This is a genomic window from Methylosinus sp. DMC45 (genome assembly GCF_056313885.1).
In genome coordinates this window covers 88,181-105,692 of the sequence record NZ_JBQUZK010000053.1, presented here as the reverse complement: position 1 = coordinate 105,692, position 17,512 = coordinate 88,181, and the positions used below count along the sequence as shown (strand labels likewise).

11 protein-coding genes are annotated in these 17,512 nt (G+C 66.2%); 2 read left to right on the top strand and 9 right to left on the bottom strand.

Annotation, left to right across the window (positions count from 1 at the left end; translation table 11 throughout):
- Nucleotides 1-12 precede the first annotated feature (12 nt).
- Nucleotides 13-2,865 (bottom strand): [protein-PII] uridylyltransferase, encoded by a 2,853-nt coding sequence (locus tag ACT53T_RS18160; protein ID WP_476162289.1) that lies wholly within the window; start codon nucleotides 2,863-2,865, stop codon nucleotides 13-15.
- The gene (gene gshB / locus ACT53T_RS18155; RefSeq protein ID WP_018265698.1) at nucleotides 2,858-3,814 is read right to left on the bottom strand and encodes a glutathione synthase; all 957 of its coding nucleotides are present in this window, start codon (nucleotides 3,812-3,814) and stop codon (nucleotides 2,858-2,860) included. Before gshB ends, ACT53T_RS18160 begins: the two co-directional genes overlap by 8 nt.
- Nucleotides 3,815-4,011: 197 nt before the next feature.
- Here gshB and ACT53T_RS18150 point away from each other — a divergent pair, with 197 nt between their 5' ends.
- Entirely contained in the window at nucleotides 4,012-5,334 is a 1,323-nt protein-coding gene (locus tag ACT53T_RS18150; RefSeq protein WP_018265697.1) for a methyl-accepting chemotaxis protein, read from the top strand.
- Nucleotides 5,335-5,522: 188 nt separating this feature from the next.
- Here ACT53T_RS18150 and ACT53T_RS18145 read toward each other — a convergent pair whose 3' ends face one another.
- Complete coding sequence (locus tag ACT53T_RS18145; protein ID WP_476162288.1) at nucleotides 5,523-5,897, bottom strand: YraN family protein; 375 nt, start codon at nucleotides 5,895-5,897, stop codon at nucleotides 5,523-5,525.
- Nucleotides 5,894-6,817, bottom strand: coding sequence for a 16S rRNA (cytidine(1402)-2'-O)-methyltransferase (rsmI, locus tag ACT53T_RS18140; RefSeq protein WP_018265695.1), 924 nt, complete (start codon nucleotides 6,815-6,817; stop codon nucleotides 5,894-5,896). The genes ACT53T_RS18145 and rsmI overlap by 4 nt, the downstream gene beginning before the upstream one ends.
- Before the next feature lie 195 nt (nucleotides 6,818-7,012).
- On the opposite strand from rsmI, the gene ACT53T_RS18135 reads away from it, so the two are divergent.
- The gene (locus tag ACT53T_RS18135; RefSeq protein ID WP_476162287.1) at nucleotides 7,013-8,242 is read left to right on the top strand and encodes a penicillin-binding protein activator; all 1,230 of its coding nucleotides are present in this window, start codon (nucleotides 7,013-7,015) and stop codon (nucleotides 8,240-8,242) included.
- A gap of 176 nt (nucleotides 8,243-8,418) precedes the next feature.
- On the opposite strand, the gene glyS is transcribed toward ACT53T_RS18135, so the two are convergent.
- From glyS to carB, 5 genes are all read right to left on the bottom strand, one after another.
- Complete coding sequence (gene glyS, locus ACT53T_RS18130) at nucleotides 8,419-10,755, bottom strand: glycine--tRNA ligase subunit beta (RefSeq protein ID WP_476162286.1); 2,337 nt, start codon at nucleotides 10,753-10,755, stop codon at nucleotides 8,419-8,421.
- Nucleotides 10,756-10,909: 154 nt separating this feature from the next.
- Nucleotides 10,910-11,905, bottom strand: a complete 996-nt coding sequence (gene trxB / locus ACT53T_RS18125) for a thioredoxin-disulfide reductase (RefSeq protein WP_036291156.1) — start codon at nucleotides 11,903-11,905, stop codon at nucleotides 10,910-10,912.
- A gap of 118 nt (nucleotides 11,906-12,023) precedes the next feature.
- A complete protein-coding gene (locus ACT53T_RS18120; protein ID WP_476162285.1) occupies nucleotides 12,024-13,190 on the bottom strand; it encodes a mitochondrial fission ELM1 family protein in 1,167 nt (388 codons plus the stop codon).
- Between the two features lie 68 nt (nucleotides 13,191-13,258).
- Nucleotides 13,259-13,732: a transcription elongation factor GreA gene (gene greA, locus ACT53T_RS18115; RefSeq protein ID WP_026191343.1), complete on the bottom strand. Its 474-nt coding sequence runs from the start codon at nucleotides 13,730-13,732 to the stop codon at nucleotides 13,259-13,261.
- 158 nt (nucleotides 13,733-13,890) lie between these two features.
- Nucleotides 13,891-17,385 carry a carbamoyl-phosphate synthase large subunit gene (gene carB, locus ACT53T_RS18110; protein ID WP_476162284.1) on the bottom strand — a complete coding sequence of 1,165 codons (3,495 nt, stop codon included), beginning with the start codon at nucleotides 17,383-17,385 and terminating at the stop codon, nucleotides 13,891-13,893.
- Between the last annotated feature and the right edge of the window lie 127 nt (nucleotides 17,386-17,512).

The following is a 17,512-nucleotide window of genomic DNA, read 5'->3' as shown; positions in this document are numbered from 1 at the left end:
GAGCGTGCAAAATCAAGTCGGGGCGGCGCCCGCGCCCCCGCCGGAGGCCTTTCGCACGCGAATCGCGAAGACATCCAGCAATTGGCGCTTTATCGCCGCTTGTCGCGCCGGCGAGACGATTTTCCCGCCGGTCAGATCGGTCACATAGAAGGCGTCCACGGCGCGCTCCCCGAAGGTCACGATATGAGCGGAGCCGATGTTGAGATTGAGATTGGAGATGGCGTTGGTCAGATCGAACAGCAGGCCGACGCGGTCGAGGCCGGAGACCTCGATGACGGTCGCCATATTGGCGAAGCTATTGTCGATGACGACGCCCGGCGCGATGTCGAAGGCCGTCGTCGAATCGCGCTGCGCGCTGCGCGCGGCCACCGCCTCGGAAATGGCGATCTCGCCGCGCAGCGCTTTTTCTATGAAATCGGCGACGCGGCGCGCGCGGCGCAATTCGTCGTCGTCCAGCGGAAAGGCGCGCGAGAAGAAGATGGTGTCGAGCGCGAGCCCGTCGGCCGTGGTGAAGATATGCGCGTCGACGATATTGGCGCCGCTGGCGGCGCAGGCGCCGGCGATGATCGACAGCAGACGCCGATGATCTTGCGCGACGACGGTGAGCTCCACCGCGCCGCTCTTCGTGTCGAGATCGACCGTGGTGACGAGCGGCGCCTTGGCGTCCTTCAGATCGCGGAGCAGGCGCGCATGGCGCACCTTGCGCGAGAGATCGGCCTTCAGCCAATAGGCGGAGTAATGCCGCTGCGCATAGGCCTGGAATTCGGTCTCGCTCCAATCCGAGAGCGCGGCGCGCAGCTCCTCTTTCGCTTGGGCGACGCGGCTCTTGCGATCGGCCGCCGAATGGCCGCCGCCGAGCACCACTTCCGTCTCCCAATAGAGCACGTTCAGCAGCTGCGCCTTCCAGGCGTCGAGCACGCCGGGGCCGACCGCGTGAATGTCGCACATGGTCAGCACGAGCAACATTTTCAGCCGCTCCATCGTCTGCACGATGGCGGCGAAATTCTCGATCGTGCGGCGATCGGAGAGATCGCGGCTCTGCGCTATGCTGGACATCAGCAGATGATGCTGCACCAGCCAGGCGACCGTATCCGTCTCGCCGGGATCGAAGCCGAGACGCGGGCACAGCGAATGCGCGATGGTCGCGCCGGCCACCGAATGATCCTCCTTGCGGCCCTTGGCGATATCGTGAAGCAGCAGGCCGAGATAGAGCGTCTTGCGATTGGAGATGGTCGGCAGAATGTCGTTGGCGAGCGCGGCTTGCTTCGGCCCGCGGCCCGATTCCAGCGCCGCCAGCGCGCCGACGGCGCGCAGGAGATGCTCGTCGACCGTATAGTGATGATACATGTTGAACTGCATCATCGCGACGATGCGGCCGAATTCGGGAATGAAGCGCCCGAGCACGCCGGTCTCGTTCATGCGCCGCAGCACGGTCTCCGTCGTGTTGTGCGACAGCAGAATCTCGAGGAACAGCCGGTTCGCCTCCTTGCTCGCGCGCAGATCCGAGTCGATCAGCCGCAGCGAGCGCGTGACGACGCGCACGGCGTCGGGATGGATCGCGAGGCCATAGCGGTCGGCGGTCCAGAACAGGCGGATGATATTCACCGGATCGCGGCGGAACACATCCTCGGCCGCGACATTGACGCGGTCGTGCTCGACGATGAAATCATTCGACGGCATTTTGCGCGAGCGCCGTCGCAGCCGGCCGAGCACGCGGTCCAGCATCGCCGGCGGCTTGGCCTCGCGCGCCTCCAGCGCCGCGCAGACGATGGCGGTGAGATCGCCGACGTCCTTGGCGACCAGGAAATAATGCTTCATGAAGCGCTCGGTGTGCGACAGGCCGGCGCGGTCGTGATAGCCGAACTTCGCGGCGAGCATGGGCTGCAGATCGAAGGAGAGGCGCTCCTCGGCGCGGCCGGTGGAAAAATGCAGCTGGCAGCGCACGCGCCACAGAAATTCCTCGCAGCGCTGGAAGAGCGTCAGCTCGCTGCGCGTGAAGAGGCCCGCGGCGACGAGCTCCTCCGGCTCGCGCACGCGATAGACATATTTGGCGATCCAGAACAAAGTGTGCAGATCGCGCAGGCCGCCCTTGCTCTCCTTGACATTGGGCTCGACGAGATAGCGCGAGGAGCCCGCGCGTGAGACGCGCTGGTCGCGTTCGGTGAGCTTGGCGGCGACGAATTGGCGCGCATCGACGCGCATGATCTCGCGATCGAAGCTCTCGAGCAGCTCGTGAAAGAGCTCCGAGCTGCCGAGGATGAAGCGCGCTTCCAATATTGTGGTGCGTATGGTGATGTCGGCGCGCGCCTGGCGCAGGCATTCGGCGACGGAGCGGCTCGAATGGCCGACCTTCTGGCGCAGATCCCAGAGCACATAGAGGATCGCCTCGACGACGCTCTCGCCCCAGGGCGTCTGCTTATAGGGAAGCAGGAACAGAAGATCGATGTCGGAGCCGGGAGCCAGAGTGCCGCGCCCATAGCCGCCGACGGCGACGATGGTCAGCCGCTCGCCGAAGGTCGGATTATCCGCGACATAGACGAAGCGAACGACATAATCATAGATCGCGCCGATGATCTCGTCCTCGAGATCCGAGAGATAGCGCGCGCAGACGAGGCCCTTGCCGCCGGATTCGAGATAGGCGCGCGCGATCTCATGGCTGTCGGCCAGCACATTGCGCAATATCTCGACCACCGCCGCGCGCGGCGGCTCGCCGGGCTTGGCGGCTCTGCTCACTGCGGCGATCTTTTCGCCGAGCGTCGCGCGCAGGCCCTGCGCGCTCGGCGGCTGCGGCCGCACGGGCTTCAAAGGCTCCTCCTGCAATGGCTCCTCCCGCGCGCGCAGCGCGGCTTTGCGCGCGTCAGCCATTCGCGCGCAGCCTCGCGAGCTTGGCCTCGATCGCGTCGAAGATGGGCGCGGCGAGGTCGGGTCCGCCGAGCCGGGCGAGCGCCCGCAGGCCGGTGGGGGAGGTGACGTTGATCTCGGTCAGATTGCCGTCGATGACGTCTATGCCGACGAACAGCAGGCCGCGCTCGCGCAGCGCCGGGCCGAGCCGCGCGCAGATTTCGCGCTCGCGCTCGGTCAGCGCCGTCGAGGCCGCCGCGCCGCCGCGCACCATGTTGGAGCGAATGTCGTTCTCCGCCGGAACGCGATTCACCGCGCCGAGCGGCTCGCCGTCCACCAGCAATATGCGCTTGTCGCCCTTGCTGACGGCCGGCAGAAAGCGCTGCACGACCCAGGGTTCGCGGAAGATCGAGGAAAAGAGATCGAACAGCGAGCCGAAATTGGGATCGACCGGCTCCACCTTGAACACGCTGGCGCCGCCATGGCCGTAGAGCGGCTTCATGACGATCTCGCCATGCTCGGCGCGGAACGCCTCGATCGCCGCCCGGTCGCGCGTCAGCAGCGTCGGCGGCATCAAATCGGCGAATTCCATGACGAAGACTTTTTCCGGCGCGTTGCGCACGGCGGACGGATCATTGACGACCAGCGTGCGCGACTGGATCTTCTCCAGAAAATGCGTCGAGGTGATATAGGCGAGGTCGAAGGGCGGGTCCTGCCGCAACAGCACGACGTCGACGCTGGCGAGATCGAGCACGCGCTCCTCGCCCAGCTCGTAATAGCGTGCGGAATCGTCATAGACGGCGATCTCCCGCGCCGGCGCGCTCAGCCGTCCCGCGCCGAGCGACAGCTTGTCCGGCGTGTAGTGCCACAGGCGATGGCCGCGCCTCTGCGCCTCGAGCATCAGCGCGAAGGTGGAATCTCCGGCGAAATTGATTTTGTCCAGGGGGTCCATCTGGACCGCGACGTCGATCATGCTCTCGATGTCTCTTTCGTGGCGACCGCGCCGGCCTCTCGGGCCGGACTTGAGGAAGTAACGCTTTTCGTCCCGGGGCGAAAGCGCTTCCTCGAATTCGGGCGTCCCGACCACATAGACGTTAACTCCGCTTGAAGGAGATCGGTCTAAAACTACGGACAACTGTCAAGACCGGAACAAACTGGATACAGCCCCCAATGCGGTTCACCTCGATCGGCGCTGGCCTCGCGCTCAGGCAGTTCCTTTTTCTGGCTCTGCTGCTGCTCATGGGCGCGACCGCCTATGTCTCGGTCGCCAATGTCCGCGATCTGACCGGGGCCGCGGCCGATCCGGCCAATGCGGCGCGGGCGTCGCAGCTGGCGGTGACGGCCAATCAGGCGGCGGCGACGCTATCGCTCGAGCTGCTGCTCGGCACTCTGGCGGCCGCTTTTCTGGTGGTCGGCGTCTCCATCCCCACCATTCACCGCACCATCGCCTCGCCGATCAAGACCATCGCCCGCCAAATGGCCGATCTCGCCGCCGGCGACACCACCATTGTCGTGCAGGGCGCGGAGCGCGGCGACGAGATCGGCGCGATCTCCAAGGCCTTGATCGTGCTGCGCGACGCAGTGCGGGCCAATAATGAGATGGCGGCCGAGATTCGCGCCCGCGACGACCGCGAGGAGCGGCTGCGCCGCGAGGCAGTCATTCGCGAGCAGGTCGAGCATTATTCCCACGAACTTTCGGCGACGACCGCGGCGCTCGGCGAGCTGACGAAGAAAATGGCCGGCGCATCGGAGGAGATGATCGTGCAGGAACGTCGCGCCCGCGAGGATACGGATTTCGCCCGCACCGCCTCGTTGCAGGCGGCCGCCGACGTCGCCTCGGTCGCCACCGCCTCGGAGCAATTGCTGGAGGCGATCGGCGAGATCAGCCGTCAGGCGGTGGAATCGACCACAGTCGTGCGCCAGGCCGTGCAGGAGACCAATGGCTCCAGCGCCGAGATGCTGCGCCTCTCCGCCGCCGCCAATCGCGTCGGCGATGTGGTGAGCCTCATCTCGCGCATCGCCGCGCAGACCAATCTTCTCGCGCTCAACGCCACCATAGAGGCGGCGCGCGCCGGCGAGGCGGGCCGCGGCTTCGCCGTGGTGGCGCAGGAGGTCAAGAGCCTCGCCACCCAGACCGGCAAGGCGACGCAGGAGATCGCCGATCAGATTTCCGAGATTCAGGCGGCGACCAATCTCTCCGTCTCCTCCATCGACAAGATCAAGAACAAGATCGCCGAGGTGGAGCATATTTCCGCGATCATCACCTCCGCCGTGCATGAGCAGGACGCCGCCACCAAGGACATCACCCGCAGCGTGCGCTCGGCCGCCGACAGCGCCTCGGCCATGTCGCAGCATGTCTCGCAAGTGGCCAGCGCCATGGCCATGACCGGCGCCGGCGCCGAGTCGATCGTGACGCTCGCCCGCGAGATCGACCATATGGCCCGCCGCACTCAGGCGCATACGGAAGAGCTGGCGCAGAGCCTCGCGAGCTGAGACGGTCTGCGAGATAAATAGGTTCGCGCCCTCCTTCTCCCACTTGTGGGAGAAGGTGGCCCTCGCGTCAGCGAGGGTCGGATGAGGGCGCCTTGCGTCCCATGGACCCTCATCCGTCGCGCATTCGCGCGACACCTTCTCCCACGAGTGGGAGAAGGGGCGCGGCTTCATCGCTTCGTCTCTTTACTTCAACCCAAATCCAGCTCGAACGCCGCTTCCACATGCAGCGGCAGGCGCTTCGGCGCGATATAGACCGCGTCGCCGCGCAGCACATGGTCGGCGGCCCAGGGATTGGACGCCAGCCATTTCGACGCCGCGCGGGAGATGCGGCGGCGCTTCTCCTCGGTGATGGCGATCATCGCTTCTTCGAGATTGGCGCGCGCCTTCACTTCCACGAAAGCGATGGTCCGGCCGCGACGCGCCACAATGTCGATCTCGCCGCCGCGAATGCGATAGCGGCGGTCGAGGATGGCGTAGAATTTGGCTCTCAGGAAAAGCGCCGCGATCGTCTCGGCGCGCAGCCCGCCGCGATGGCGGGCGCGCCTTTCTTCCGCGTCGCTCACTCGCGCGTCTCGCTCTCGCGCTCGGCGGCGAGCTTGATGGCTCGCGCATAGACCTCGCGGCGCGGCCTTCCGGTGGAGGCGGAGACGACGCTGGCGGCGTCCTTCAGCGAATGGGCGGCGAGCGCCTCCTCGAGCTTGGCGTCGAGCTCCGCCTCGCTCGTCGCCTCGGCGTCCGCGCCGGGCGGGGCGATCAGCACGACGATCTCGCCGCGCGGCGGCTCCTCCTCGCGCAGAGCGGCGGCGAGCGCGTCGAGCTTGCCGCGCCGCACCGATTCATAGAGCTTGGTCAGCTCGCGGGCGATGGCCGCGTCGCGCGGGCCGAGCACGGCGGCGGCGTCCTCCAGCGTCTCGGCGACGCGCTTGGGCGATTCGAAGAACACGAGAGTGCCGGGAATGCGCGCGAGCTCGGCGAGGCGCGCTCGTCGCGGCCCGCCCTTATGCGGCAAAAATCCCTCGAAAAAGAAGCGATCCGTCGGCAGGCCGGCGACGACGAGCGCCGCCAGCACGGCGGAAGGGCCGGGGACCGATGTGACCTTGATCCCCTTCTCCAGCGACTCGGCCACGAGCTTGAAGCCGGGGTCGGAGACCAGCGGCGTGCCGGCGTCGGAGACCAGCGCGAGCGCTGCCCCGGCCTCCAGCCGCGCGATGAGATGCGGCCGCATCACATGGGCGTTGTGCTCGTGATAGGCGACGAGCGGCGTCGAAATCCCATAATGGGCGAGCAAAGTCTTGGTGACGCGCGTGTCCTCCGCCACGACGGCGTCGGCCGCCGCCAGAGTCGACAAGGCGCGGAAGGAAATATCCTTCAGATTGCCGATCGGCGTCGCGACGAGATGCAGCCCGGGCGCGATTTTCTCCGCCTCCGCTCGCAGGCCGAAAGCGGTATAAGCCGCCGGCGTCGTCACTTTTCCCTCGCTCATGGCCCGCCTCTCTGCCGATGCGTTCGATGAATCGTCCGTATGTTCTTTTTACAGAACATGGAAAGCGCGTTCAAGGCCGCAATTTCCCCGCAAAATTCCATTTTATTTCAATTTAGGGGTTGCCGTGCGCTTTCCGCAATCGCGTATAAGACGGCGATTTCATCGGGCCGTTCGAGCGGGAGGCTTCCATTGGTCATGGGTAGGCGGAACAGGTTTCGGCGGGGCGGCGCTGCGGCGTCGGCGCGCCTCGTCTGCGCCTTGGCTGCGGCGTCCTTTCTCAGCGCCTGCAATCCCACGGCGGGGCCCGGCGTTCCGGGCGCTCCCGATCTGCGGCTCTCGGCGCCGCTCGGCAAGGTGGAGGTCGGCCAACTCAATGAGGGCGAGCTGATCGGCAGCGGCGCGACGCGCATAGCGCTGATCGTGCCGCTCTCCATGGCCTCCGGGCCGAGCCAGGTGGGCGCCTCGCTGCTGAACGCCGCCAAGCTCGCCTATGCCGACAGCGGCGCCAATGATGTGACCATTCTGGTCAAGGACGATCATTCGACGCCCGCCGGCGCCGCCCAGGCCGCGCAAAACGCGATAAACGAGGGCGCGGAGATCGTCATCGGCCCCGTCTTCGCCAGCGGCGTGAGGGAGGCGGCGCGCGTCGCCCGCGGCGCGGGCAAGCCGATCATCGCTTTCTCGACCGATTCCTCCGTCGCCGGCAAGGGCGTCTATCTCCTGTCCTTCCTGGTCGAGGGCTATGTCGAGCGCATCGTCGATTTCGCCGCGCAGCGCGGCAAGAAATCCATCGCCGCGCTCGTGCCCGAGAATGATTATGGCACTGTGGCGCTAGCGCAATTCCAGCAGAGCGCGGCCAATCACGGCATGCGCGTGCTGACGATCGAGCGCTACAAGCCCGGCGCCGTGCAGCCTTCAGTGCAGCGCATCGCCCAGGCGGCCGAGCAGATCGACGCTCTCTTCATCCCCGAGCAGGCCGAGGCTATGGGCGCCGTCTCGCAGGAATTGCAGGCGGCGCATATCGACACAAAGCGCATTCAGGTGCTCGGAACCGGCCTCTGGAATGACGCCCGCGTGCTGAAGCTTCCGGCGCTGCAAGGCGCCTGGTTCGTCGCGCCGGAGAACGCCGGCTTCAACTCCCTGGCGCAGCGTTACCGCGCCAAGTTCAACACCGATCCGGCCCGCATAGCGACGCTCGCTTATGACGCCGTGTCGCTGGCCATAGCTTTGTCGCGCAGCCAGGGCTCGCAGCGCTATTCGGACAATGTGCTGGTCAATCCGTCGGGCTTCAACGGCGCCGATGGCGTGTTCCGCTTCAAGGCCGACGGCATGAACGAGCGCGGCCTCTCCGTGCTGGAGATTTCCGGCGGCGCCGCCAAGGTGCTCTCGCCCGCGCCGCGGACGTTTACCGGGAATGGGGCGTAGGTTCCTCGGGGAAGTGCAATCACCCTCGCCCTCATGCTGAGGAGGTCGCGCAGCGACCGTCTCGAAGCACGAGGGTGAGTTCCAGACGGCGGCGCATGAAGGTTTCCTCGTCCTTCGAGACGCCTGCTGCGCAGGCTCCTCAGGATGAGGAAACCTTCACCCGACGGCGCTGCGCCTCACGCCACTTTCGAGAAATCCGCCACCTGCAGCATGGCCTCGCGCAGCTCCGCGAGCAGGCGCAGGCGGTTGAGGCGCACTTTCGGATCGTCGCAATTCACCGTCACCGCCTCGAAGAAGTCGTCGACCGGCTCGCGCAGCTTGGACAGCGCCTGCATAGCGCTCTCGAAATTCTCCTTGTCCAGCCGTTCCGAAGTCTCCTCCCGCGCGCGCTTGATGGCGGCGGCGAGCTTATGCTCGGGCAGTTCCATGCGCAGATTGGGATGGTGCGGCTCGTCATAGGCGCCGGCGCCGTCCTTCTTCTCCTCGATCTTGAGAATATTGGCGGCGCGGCGGAAGCCGGCGAGCAGATTCTTGCCGTCGTCGGTGTCGAGGAATTTCCCCAGAGCCTCCACCTTGCGCGTGATGGTGAGCAGATCGTCCGGCATTTGCGCGCTCCCTTCTCGAGACTGCGCCGAGGCCGAGGCCCCGAGCGCCGCATCGATGAGGTCATATCGTGCGCCGCGATCGCGAAGGTAGACCTTCAGGCGATCGATGAAGAAGGCGAGGAGATCGGCCGCATTGGCGGCCAGCAGTGGCGGCAGCGTCTCGCGCAAGAAAATCTCGGCGGCAGGCGAGGGCGCCTCGGCGCCCGCCTCTCTGCCGACGGCGTGAAGCTGCTTCTCTATGTCGCGGCGCAGATGCGCCTCGGCGTCGGCCGAGAGAGTCGCGGCGCCATTCGGCGAGAGGTCCGAGGCGACGCGATTGACCTCGCTCGTCACCAGCTCGCGCAGCGGCGTGCGCGCCGCGAGCCAGACCGGCCATTGCGCGGCGGCAAAGGCTTCGCGCAGCGGTAGCCGCAGCTCATTCTCGAGCGCGAGGCGGATGACGCCCAGCGCCGCTCTCCGTAGCGCATAAGGGTCCTTGCTCCCGGTCGGTTTCTCGTCGATCGCCCAAAAGCCGACGAGCGTGTCGAGCTTGTCGGCGAGCGCCACGGCGATGGACACCGGGCTCGTCGGAATACGGTCCGCCGGCCCTTGCGGCTTGTAATGCTCCTCGAGCGCCGCGGCGACCTCTGCGTCCTCGCCCTGCGCGGCCGCGTAATAGCGGCCCATCAGGCCTTGCAGCTCGGGGAACTCGCCGACCATTTCGGTGACGAGATCGGCCTTGGCGAGCGTCGCCGCCCGCGCGGCCTTGTCCGCATCGGCGCCGACGATAGGCGCCAGCTCGCGCGCCAGCGTCTCTATGCGCTTCACGCGCTCGCCCTGTGTCCCGAGCTTTTCGTGGAAGACGATATTGTCGAGCTTGGGCAGGCGCTCGCCGAGCGGCGTCTTCAGATCGGTCTCATAGAAAAATTTCGCGTCCGACAGACGCGCGGCGATGACGCGCTGATTGCCGCCGACGATCGTCTCGCCGCCATCGCTCGCCTCTATGTTCGAGACGAGGATGAAGCGATTGGCGAGCCCGCCGTCATGGCGCTTCAGCACGAAGCATTTTTGATTGACGCGAATGGTCGTGCGAATGACCTCGGGCGGAATGGAGAGAAAGCTCTCGTCGAAAGCGCCCATCAGCGTCACCGGCCATTCGACGAGGCCGGCGACCTCCTCGAGCAGCGCGGCGTCCTCGATGAGCTCGAGCCCCAGCGCCATGGCGAGATTGCGCGCGTCATGCAGGACGATGTCGCGTCGGCGCGCGGCGTCGAGCACGACCTTCGCCTTCTCGAGCGCGGGAACGTAATCGTCGAAGCGCTTCACCGCGAAAGGCGCCGGCGCCAGGAAGCGATGGCCGTGGGAGAGATCGCCGCTCTCGATTCCGTCGACAGAGAAGCGCACCACATCCGGAGTCTCCATCTCGGTCCCGAAAGTGGCGAGGATGGATTGCAGCGGCCGCACCCAGCGCAACGAATCGAGCCGCGTCGAGGCCTTGCCCCAGCGCATGGATTTCGGCCAGGGGAAGCTCTTCACAATGCCCGGCAGCAGATCCGCCAGCACCTCGATCGTCTCGCGCCCGGCGCGCTCGATGACGGCGACGTAGAACTCGCCTTTTTTGGCGTCCTTCTCGATCTTCGCCTCGTCGATCGACGCGAGGCCGGCGCTCTTCAGAAAGCCCTGAATGGCGGCCTCCGGCGCGCCGACGCGCGGCCCCTTCTTCTCCTCGCGCGTATCCGGCTGGCGGCCGGGCAGGCCGGCGATATGCAGCGCCAGCCGGCGCGGCGTCGCATGAGCGGCCGCGCCCTCATAGGTCAGCCCCTTTTCGGCGAGCGCGCCGCAGACCAGCCGCTGCAGATCATCGGCCGCCTGACGCTGCATGCGGGCGGGGATTTCTTCGCTGAAGAGTTCGAGGAGAAGGTCGGGCATGTGGAGTTTTTGCCTTCGGTGTTCCTTTGCCCCCTCCCTCACCCTCCCCCGCTTCGCGGGAGAGGGGGCGGCGGGCGTCGCGCGAAATTTCGATGAAGCGCCGAATCTTCTCCCTCTCCCGCGTGAGCGGGGGAGGGCCGGGGAGGGGGCTATCTCACAAAGGCTCCTCGGAGGCGAGCGCGTCGCTCGCCGGCGCCGGCGTCTCGAGCAGATAGCGTTCCACATCCAGCGCCGCCATGCAGCCGAGACCGGCGGCCGTCACCGCCTGGCGATAGGTCTCGTCGGCCACGTCGCCCGCCGCGAACACGCCAGGAATATTGGTGTTGGTCGTGCCCGGCTGCACGGCGATATAGCCGGAGGGCTTCAGCTCCAGCTGGCCGACGAACAGCTCCGAGGCCGGCTGATGGCCGATGGCGATGAAGACGCCATCCACATCCAGAGTCTGCGTCGCGCCGGTCTTCACGTTCTTCACGCGCGTCTGCGTGACCGAGGGCGGGGCGCTGCCGCCCAAAATCTCGTCGATGGCGTGATCGAAGAGGATTTTGACATTGGGCCGCGCGGCGAGCCGCTCCTGCAGCACGCGCTCGGCGCGGAAAGAATCGCGGCGATGCACCACCGTCACCTCGGCGGCGATCTGCGAGAGATAGAGCGCCTCCTCGACCGCCGTATTGCCGCCGCCGACGACCAGCACCTTCTTGCCGCGGAAGAAGAAGCCGTCGCAAGTGGCGCAGGCGGAGACGCCATAGCCCTTGAACGCCTCCTCGCTGGGAAGGCCGAGCCATTTGGCCTTGGCGCCGGTCGCGATGATGAGCGCGTCCGCCGTGTAGAGCGTTCCCGAATCGCCCAATAGCTCGAAGGGGCGCTTGTCGAGCCGCGCCTCGACGATATGGTCGGAGACGAGCTTGGCGCCGACATGCTCCGCCTGCGCGCGCATCTGATCCATCAGCCACGGGCCTTGGATCGGCTCGGCGAAGCCGGGGTAATTCTCCACATCTGTGGTGATCATGAGCTGGCCGCCCTGATCGAAGCCGGCGATGACCACGGGCTCGAGCATGGCGCGCGCCGTGTAGATCGCCGCCGTATAGCCGGCGGGGCCGGACCCCAGCACGATGACGCGGGCGTGCAGGCGGCCTTTATCGTCTGCGGACATGAAGAGGCTCTTTGCGAATGTCTCCGCGCGGACGGCGCGGCGCGTTCGGATGGGCGCAATCTAGCCATTATGCGTTGCGCCGCAACCGCTCCTGATCTTCGGGCGACTCGCGAATTTATTACGAAGCGCGCGAGCCATGAAGCAATACGGGGGCCGCCCCATGGAAGGCCGCGAAGCGGCGGGCGATCTCTTCGGCGATGGCCGGCGTCTCGTTCAGCGGCTCGTAACGCCAATGCTCGAGCCGTCCGCGCCACCGGCGCAGCGCGCCGCGCTGCTCGAGGGCGTCGAGAAAAGCGGCGATCTTGGCGGCGCCGCCCTCCGGCTCGAAGACATGAACCGGCGCGCCGGTCGCGGCCGCCTCGGCGACCATATTGACGCTATCGGCCGTCACCAACAGCGCCTGCGCGCCGGCGAGGATGGAAACATACGGATTCTCGCCTTTCCCCGCCCAAAGAAAGGCGCGCGTTTCCTTCTCCCGCACGCGGGAGAAGGCAGTCCTCGCGGCAGCGAGGGTCGGATGAGGGCCCCCGAGCCGCTCGCGCAAAGCCTCGACCAAGGGCGCCGGAGTTCGCCGCGAGACCGTCGCGGCGATACTCCAGCCTTGGTCCAGCATGGCGCCGACGGCTGCGAGAAGCCGTTCCGCATCTCGCTCCGAAAACCGAAAATGCCGGCTATCCCCCCCGATGAGCAGCCCCACTCTCGGCTCCGGCAGCGCTGCGACCCTCGGATCGAGCGCGGCGCACGCTTCGGCGAGGCGCTGCGGCGTCAGCCGATTCGCCGGCGCGAGTGGGGCGATGACATTTTCGCCCGTGAGCCGGTCGTGGCGCGGCGCGACGATGACATCCGCCGTTCCGAGCCCGCTGGCCGGGCGGTTCACATAGACGGTGAAGATCGCGCCACCCGAGGCGCGCTTCACATGGCGCAGATAGGGAATGGTCCGCCGTCCGCAGGCGATGACGAGATCGGGATAGGGCGGGGCGAGGAGCTTCGCCTCGCGCGGGTCGATCGGGCCGAAAGGCGCGAGCGCGGCGATGAGCCCGCTCGGGGCGAGGCGAATGAGGCGGGGGGAGAGGCCGAGGGCCTCCGCTATGCCGAGGCTCTGGACCTCGTGGCCGGCGCGGCCGTCGGAGAGGACCCAGGCGGAGGTAGGGCGGGGCCGTGGGGTTCTCCCTTCTCCCGCTTGCGGGAGAAGGTGGCCCGGCGAAGCCGGGTCGGATGAGGGTCCATGCCGCTCATCAGAATGTCGGGCAAATCGACGATTCGGCTCTTCTGGAGGCGCCCTCATCCGACCCTCGCTGACGCGAGGGCCACCTTCCCCCACGCGCGGGAGAAGGGGAGCGCGCTGCTTGCCGCTCAGACGAAAGCGACCTTCAAAATCTCATAGCTCTTGCCGCCGCCCGGCGTCTTCACCTCGACCGTGTCGCCGGCCTTCTTGCCGATCAGCGCGCGGGCGATGGGGGAGGCGATGGAGACGCGGCCGTTCTTTACATCGGCCTCGGGCTCGCCGACGATCTGATAGGCCTTCTCTTCCTCGGTGTCCTCGTCGACGACCGTGACCGTCGCGCCGAACTTCACCGTATTGCCGGTGAGCTTGGATACGTCTATGACCTCGGCGCGGGAGAGCTTGTCCTCGAGCTCGGCGATGCGGCCCTCGTTCAGCGACTGGGCCTCTTTCGCGGCGTGATATTCAGCGTTTTCCGAGAGATCGCCATGGGCGCGCGCCTCGGCGATCGCCTGGATGATGCGCGGACGTTCGATCTGCTGGCGCTGACGCAGCTCCTCGTCGAGAGTCGCGTAGCCGGCGGCGGTCATGGGCACCTTGTCCACCATGTCTCTTGCTCTTTCGCTCCTGGATGGTCCTGACCCGGTCAATAAAATTCCCGGCGCCCCCGAAGCAGCGCGAGCTGCGGCGGACGGTCGGACTTCCTTCGACATGAACGAGCCGCGGATGCGGCGGCCTTCACTTATATTCGCGCGGCGCGAGGTCACGCATTCGACGCGAAATAGTCCTGAAGGGCGCGGACTTCGAGATCTCCCGATACATAGGCCCTGATGCTCTGGACTGCTGCGATCGCGCCGGCCAGAGTCGTATAATAGGGGACTTTATGCAATAGCGCAGCTTGGCGCAAGGAACGAGAATCCGCCAGCGCCTGAGCGCCTTCGGTCGTGTTGAACACCAGCTGAACCGAGCCGTTCTTGATGGCATCCACAATATGCGGGCGCCCTTCCGACACTTTGTTGAGCTTTTGCGCCGGCACGCCCTGCTCCTGCAGATAGCGCGCCGTGCCGCCTGTCGCCACCACCGTGAAGCCGAGGCTCACCAGCTGCTGAACCGCCGGTATGACGCGCGGCTTGTCGGCGTCGCGCACCGAGACGAAGACGGTTCCCTGGCGCGGCACTTTTGTGCCGCCGCCGAGCTGGCTCTTGGCGAAGGCCGCCTCGAAGCTGCGGTCGAGGCCGATGACCTCGCCGGTCGAGCGCATCTCCGGCCCGAGCACGGTGTCGACGCCGGGGAAGCGCGCGAAGGGGAAGACCGATTCCTTCACGCCGACGTGATTCGGCGCGCGGGTGGGCAGAGTGAAGGCCGAGAGCTTCTCCCCGGCCATGATGCGCGCCGCGATCTTGGCGATAGGCGCGCCGACCACCTTGGCGACGAAGGGCACCGTGCGCGAGGCGCGCGGATTGACCTCCAGAACGAAGATTTCGCCGTCCTTCAGCGCATATTGGACGTTCATGAGCCCGATGACGCCGAGCGCCTTGGCGAGCTGGATCGTCTGCCGCTCGAGCTCCGCCACCATCTCCGCCGAGAGCGAGCGCGGCGGCAGCGAGCAGGCCGAATCGCCGGAATGAATTCCCGCTTCCTCGATATGCTCCATCACGCCGGCGATGGCCGCCTCCTCGCCATCGGCGAGGCAATCGACGTCCACCTCTATGGCGTCGGTGAGATAGCGGTCGAAGAGCAGCGGATTCTTGCCGAGAACCGTGTTGATCTGCCCGGTCTTGTCATTGGGATAGCGCGCCTTGACGTCCGACGGCACGAGGCTCGGCAGCGTGCCGAGCAGATAATCATCGAGCGCATTCTGGTCGCGGATGATCGCCATGGCGCGCCCGCCCAGCACATAGGAGGGCCGCACCACCAGAGGCAGGCCGAGCTCGCCGGCGACGAGCCGCGACTGCTCCACCGAATAGGTGATGCCATTCTTCGGCTGCTTCAATCCGAGCTTGTCGAGCAGGCGCTTGAAGCGGTCGCGATCCTCGGCGAGGTCGATCGAATCGACCGGCGTGCCGAGAATGGGCAGGCCCGCCGAGCTCAGCGCATGGGCGAGCTTCAAGGGCGTCTGGCCGCCATATTGGACGATGACGCCATGCAATGTCCCATTGCTGCGCTCGACGTCCAAAATCTCCTCCACATCCTCGGCCGTCAGCGGCTCGAAGTAGAGACGATCGGAGGTGTCGTAATCCGTCGACACGGTCTCGGGATTGCAATTGATCATGATGGTTTCATAGCCCGCGTCGGCGAGCGCGAAGCAGGCGTGGCAGCAGCAATAGTCGAATTCTATGCCCTGGCCGATGCGATTCGGCCCGCCGCCGAGAATGACGACCTTGCGCCGATTCGACGGCCGCGCCTCATTGGCCGGCGCGCCGAGAAAAGGCGTCTCATAGGTCGAATACATATAGGCGGTGGGCGAGGCGAATTCCGCCGCGCAAGTGTCGATGCGCTTATAGACCGGCCGCACGTCGAGCGCCCGCCGCGCCGCGCGCACTTCCTTCTCGCCGGCGCCGGTGAGCGTGGCGAGGCGCGCGTCGGAGAAGCCTGCGAATTTCAAGGCGCGGAAATTGTCGGCGTCCTTGGGCAGGCCGAAGGCGCGCACTCTGGCCTCCAGCGCGACGATCTCCTCGATCCGCGCGATGAACCAGGGGTCGATCTTGCAGGCTTCGTGAATCTCCTGCGGATCCATGCCGAGCCGCAGCGCCTGGCCGACGACGAGCAGCCGATCCGGCGTCGGCGTGCCGAGCGCGGCGCGCAGCACGTTCATATCGTCACCGCGGCCCATGCCGTCGATCTCGATCTCGTCGAGGCCGGAGAGGCCGGTCTCCAGCGAGCGCAGCGCCTTTTGCAGCGATTCGGCGAAATTGCGCCCGATCGCCATGGCCTCGCCGACGGATTTCATCGCCGTCGTCAGAATGGGCTCGGCGCCGGGGAATTTCTCGAAAGCGAAGCGCGGAATTTTGGTGACGACATAATCGATCGTCGGCTCGAAGGAGGCCGGCGTCGCGCCGCCCGTTATGTCATTAGCGATCTCGTCCAGCGTGTAGCCGACGGCGAGCTTGGCGGCCACCTTGGCGATAGGGAATCCCGTCGCCTTCGACGCCAGCGCCGAGGAGCGTGACACGCGCGGATTCATCTCGATGACGATCATGCGGCCCGTGGCTGGATCGACCGCGAATTGCACATTCGAGCCGCCGGTTTCGACGCCGATCTCGCGCAGCACGGCGAGCGAGGCGTCGCGCATGATCTGATATTCTTTGTCGGTCAGCGTCAGGGCAGGAGCGACGGTGATGGAATCGCCCGTATGCACGCCCATGGGATCGATATTCTCGATCGAGCAGACGATGATGCAATTGTCCGCTTTGTCGCGGACGACCTCCATCTCATATTCTTTCCAGCCGATGACGCTCTCTTCGATCAGCACCTCGGTGGTCGGCGAGGCGTCCAGGCCCCGCTCGATAATGTCGATGAACTCCGCCTTGTTATAGGCGATGCCGCCGCCGGTGCCGGCCAGAGTGAAGGACGGCCGGATGATCGCCGGCAGGCCGATATCCTCCAGCGCCTCCAGCGCCTCGGTCAGGCCCTTGGAAATGTAGCGTCGCTTGCGCTCCGGCTCATCCGCTTCCCAGCGGCGACGAATATCGGCGATCGCCTTCTGCTTCTCCTCGGCGGAGAGGGCGGAGGCCTCGATCTCGGCGATATCGGCGTTGCGCTTGGCCTTGTCGGAGGTCTTGACGTCGGTGGCGTTGGCGAGGCGCGAGCGCGGCGTCTCGAGGCCGATTTTCGTCATCGCCTCGCGGAACAATTCGCGATCCTCGGCCTTGTCTATGGCCTGGGCGTTGGCGCCGATCATCTCGACGTCGAATTTCTCCAGCACGCCCATACGCTCGAGCGAGAGCGCGCAATTCAGCGCCGTCTGGCCGCCCATGGTGGGCAGCAGCGCGAAGCCGCCGGGCGCGGCGTAGCGCTCCTTCTCGATGATCTTGGCGACGATCTCGGGCGTGATCGGCTCGACATAGGTCCGATCCGCCATATCGGGATCGGTCATGATCGTCGCGGGATTGGAATTGACGAGGACGATTCGATAGCCCTCGGCGCGCAGGGCTTTGCAGGCCTGAGTGCCGGAATAGTCGAATTCGCAGGCCTGGCCGATGACGATGGGGCCGGCGCCGATGATCAGAATGGTCGAGATGTCTGTTCGCTTCGGCATGTCGGTCCGTCTGTCATCCTTTCGTCGCGGGACGCTCCCCAGAATGGGGGAGAGCGCGCGTCTTGTCGTCTATCGGGGCGCCGGCGCGCACAAAAAAAGGCCGCGCTGCAGCCTTTCCAAGGTCCAG

Excerpts from the sequence above, each read along its gene's own strand:
- ACT53T_RS18150 (WP_018265697.1), top strand. The coding sequence starts at position 4,012 with ATGCGGTTCACCTCGATCGGCGCTGGCCTCGCGCTCAGGCAGTTCCTT.
- ACT53T_RS18135 (WP_476162287.1), top strand. The coding sequence starts at position 7,013 with ATGGGTAGGCGGAACAGGTTTCGGCGGGGCGGCGCTGCGGCGTCGGCG.
- glyS (WP_476162286.1), bottom strand. The coding sequence starts at position 10,755 with ATGCCCGACCTTCTCCTCGAACTCTTCAGCGAAGAAATCCCCGCCCGC.
- rsmI (WP_018265695.1), bottom strand. The coding sequence starts at position 6,817 with ATGAGCGAGGGAAAAGTGACGACGCCGGCGGCTTATACCGCTTTCGGC.
- carB (WP_476162284.1), bottom strand. The coding sequence starts at position 17,385 with ATGCCGAAGCGAACAGACATCTCGACCATTCTGATCATCGGCGCCGGC.
- trxB (WP_036291156.1), bottom strand. The coding sequence starts at position 11,905 with ATGTCCGCAGACGATAAAGGCCGCCTGCACGCCCGCGTCATCGTGCTG.
- gshB (WP_018265698.1), bottom strand. The coding sequence starts at position 3,814 with ATGATCGACGTCGCGGTCCAGATGGACCCCCTGGACAAAATCAATTTC.
- ACT53T_RS18120 (WP_476162285.1), bottom strand. The coding sequence starts at position 13,190 with ATGAGGGCGCCTCCAGAAGAGCCGAATCGTCGATTTGCCCGACATTCT.
- ACT53T_RS18160 (WP_476162289.1), bottom strand. The coding sequence starts at position 2,865 with ATGGCTGACGCGCGCAAAGCCGCGCTGCGCGCGCGGGAGGAGCCATTG.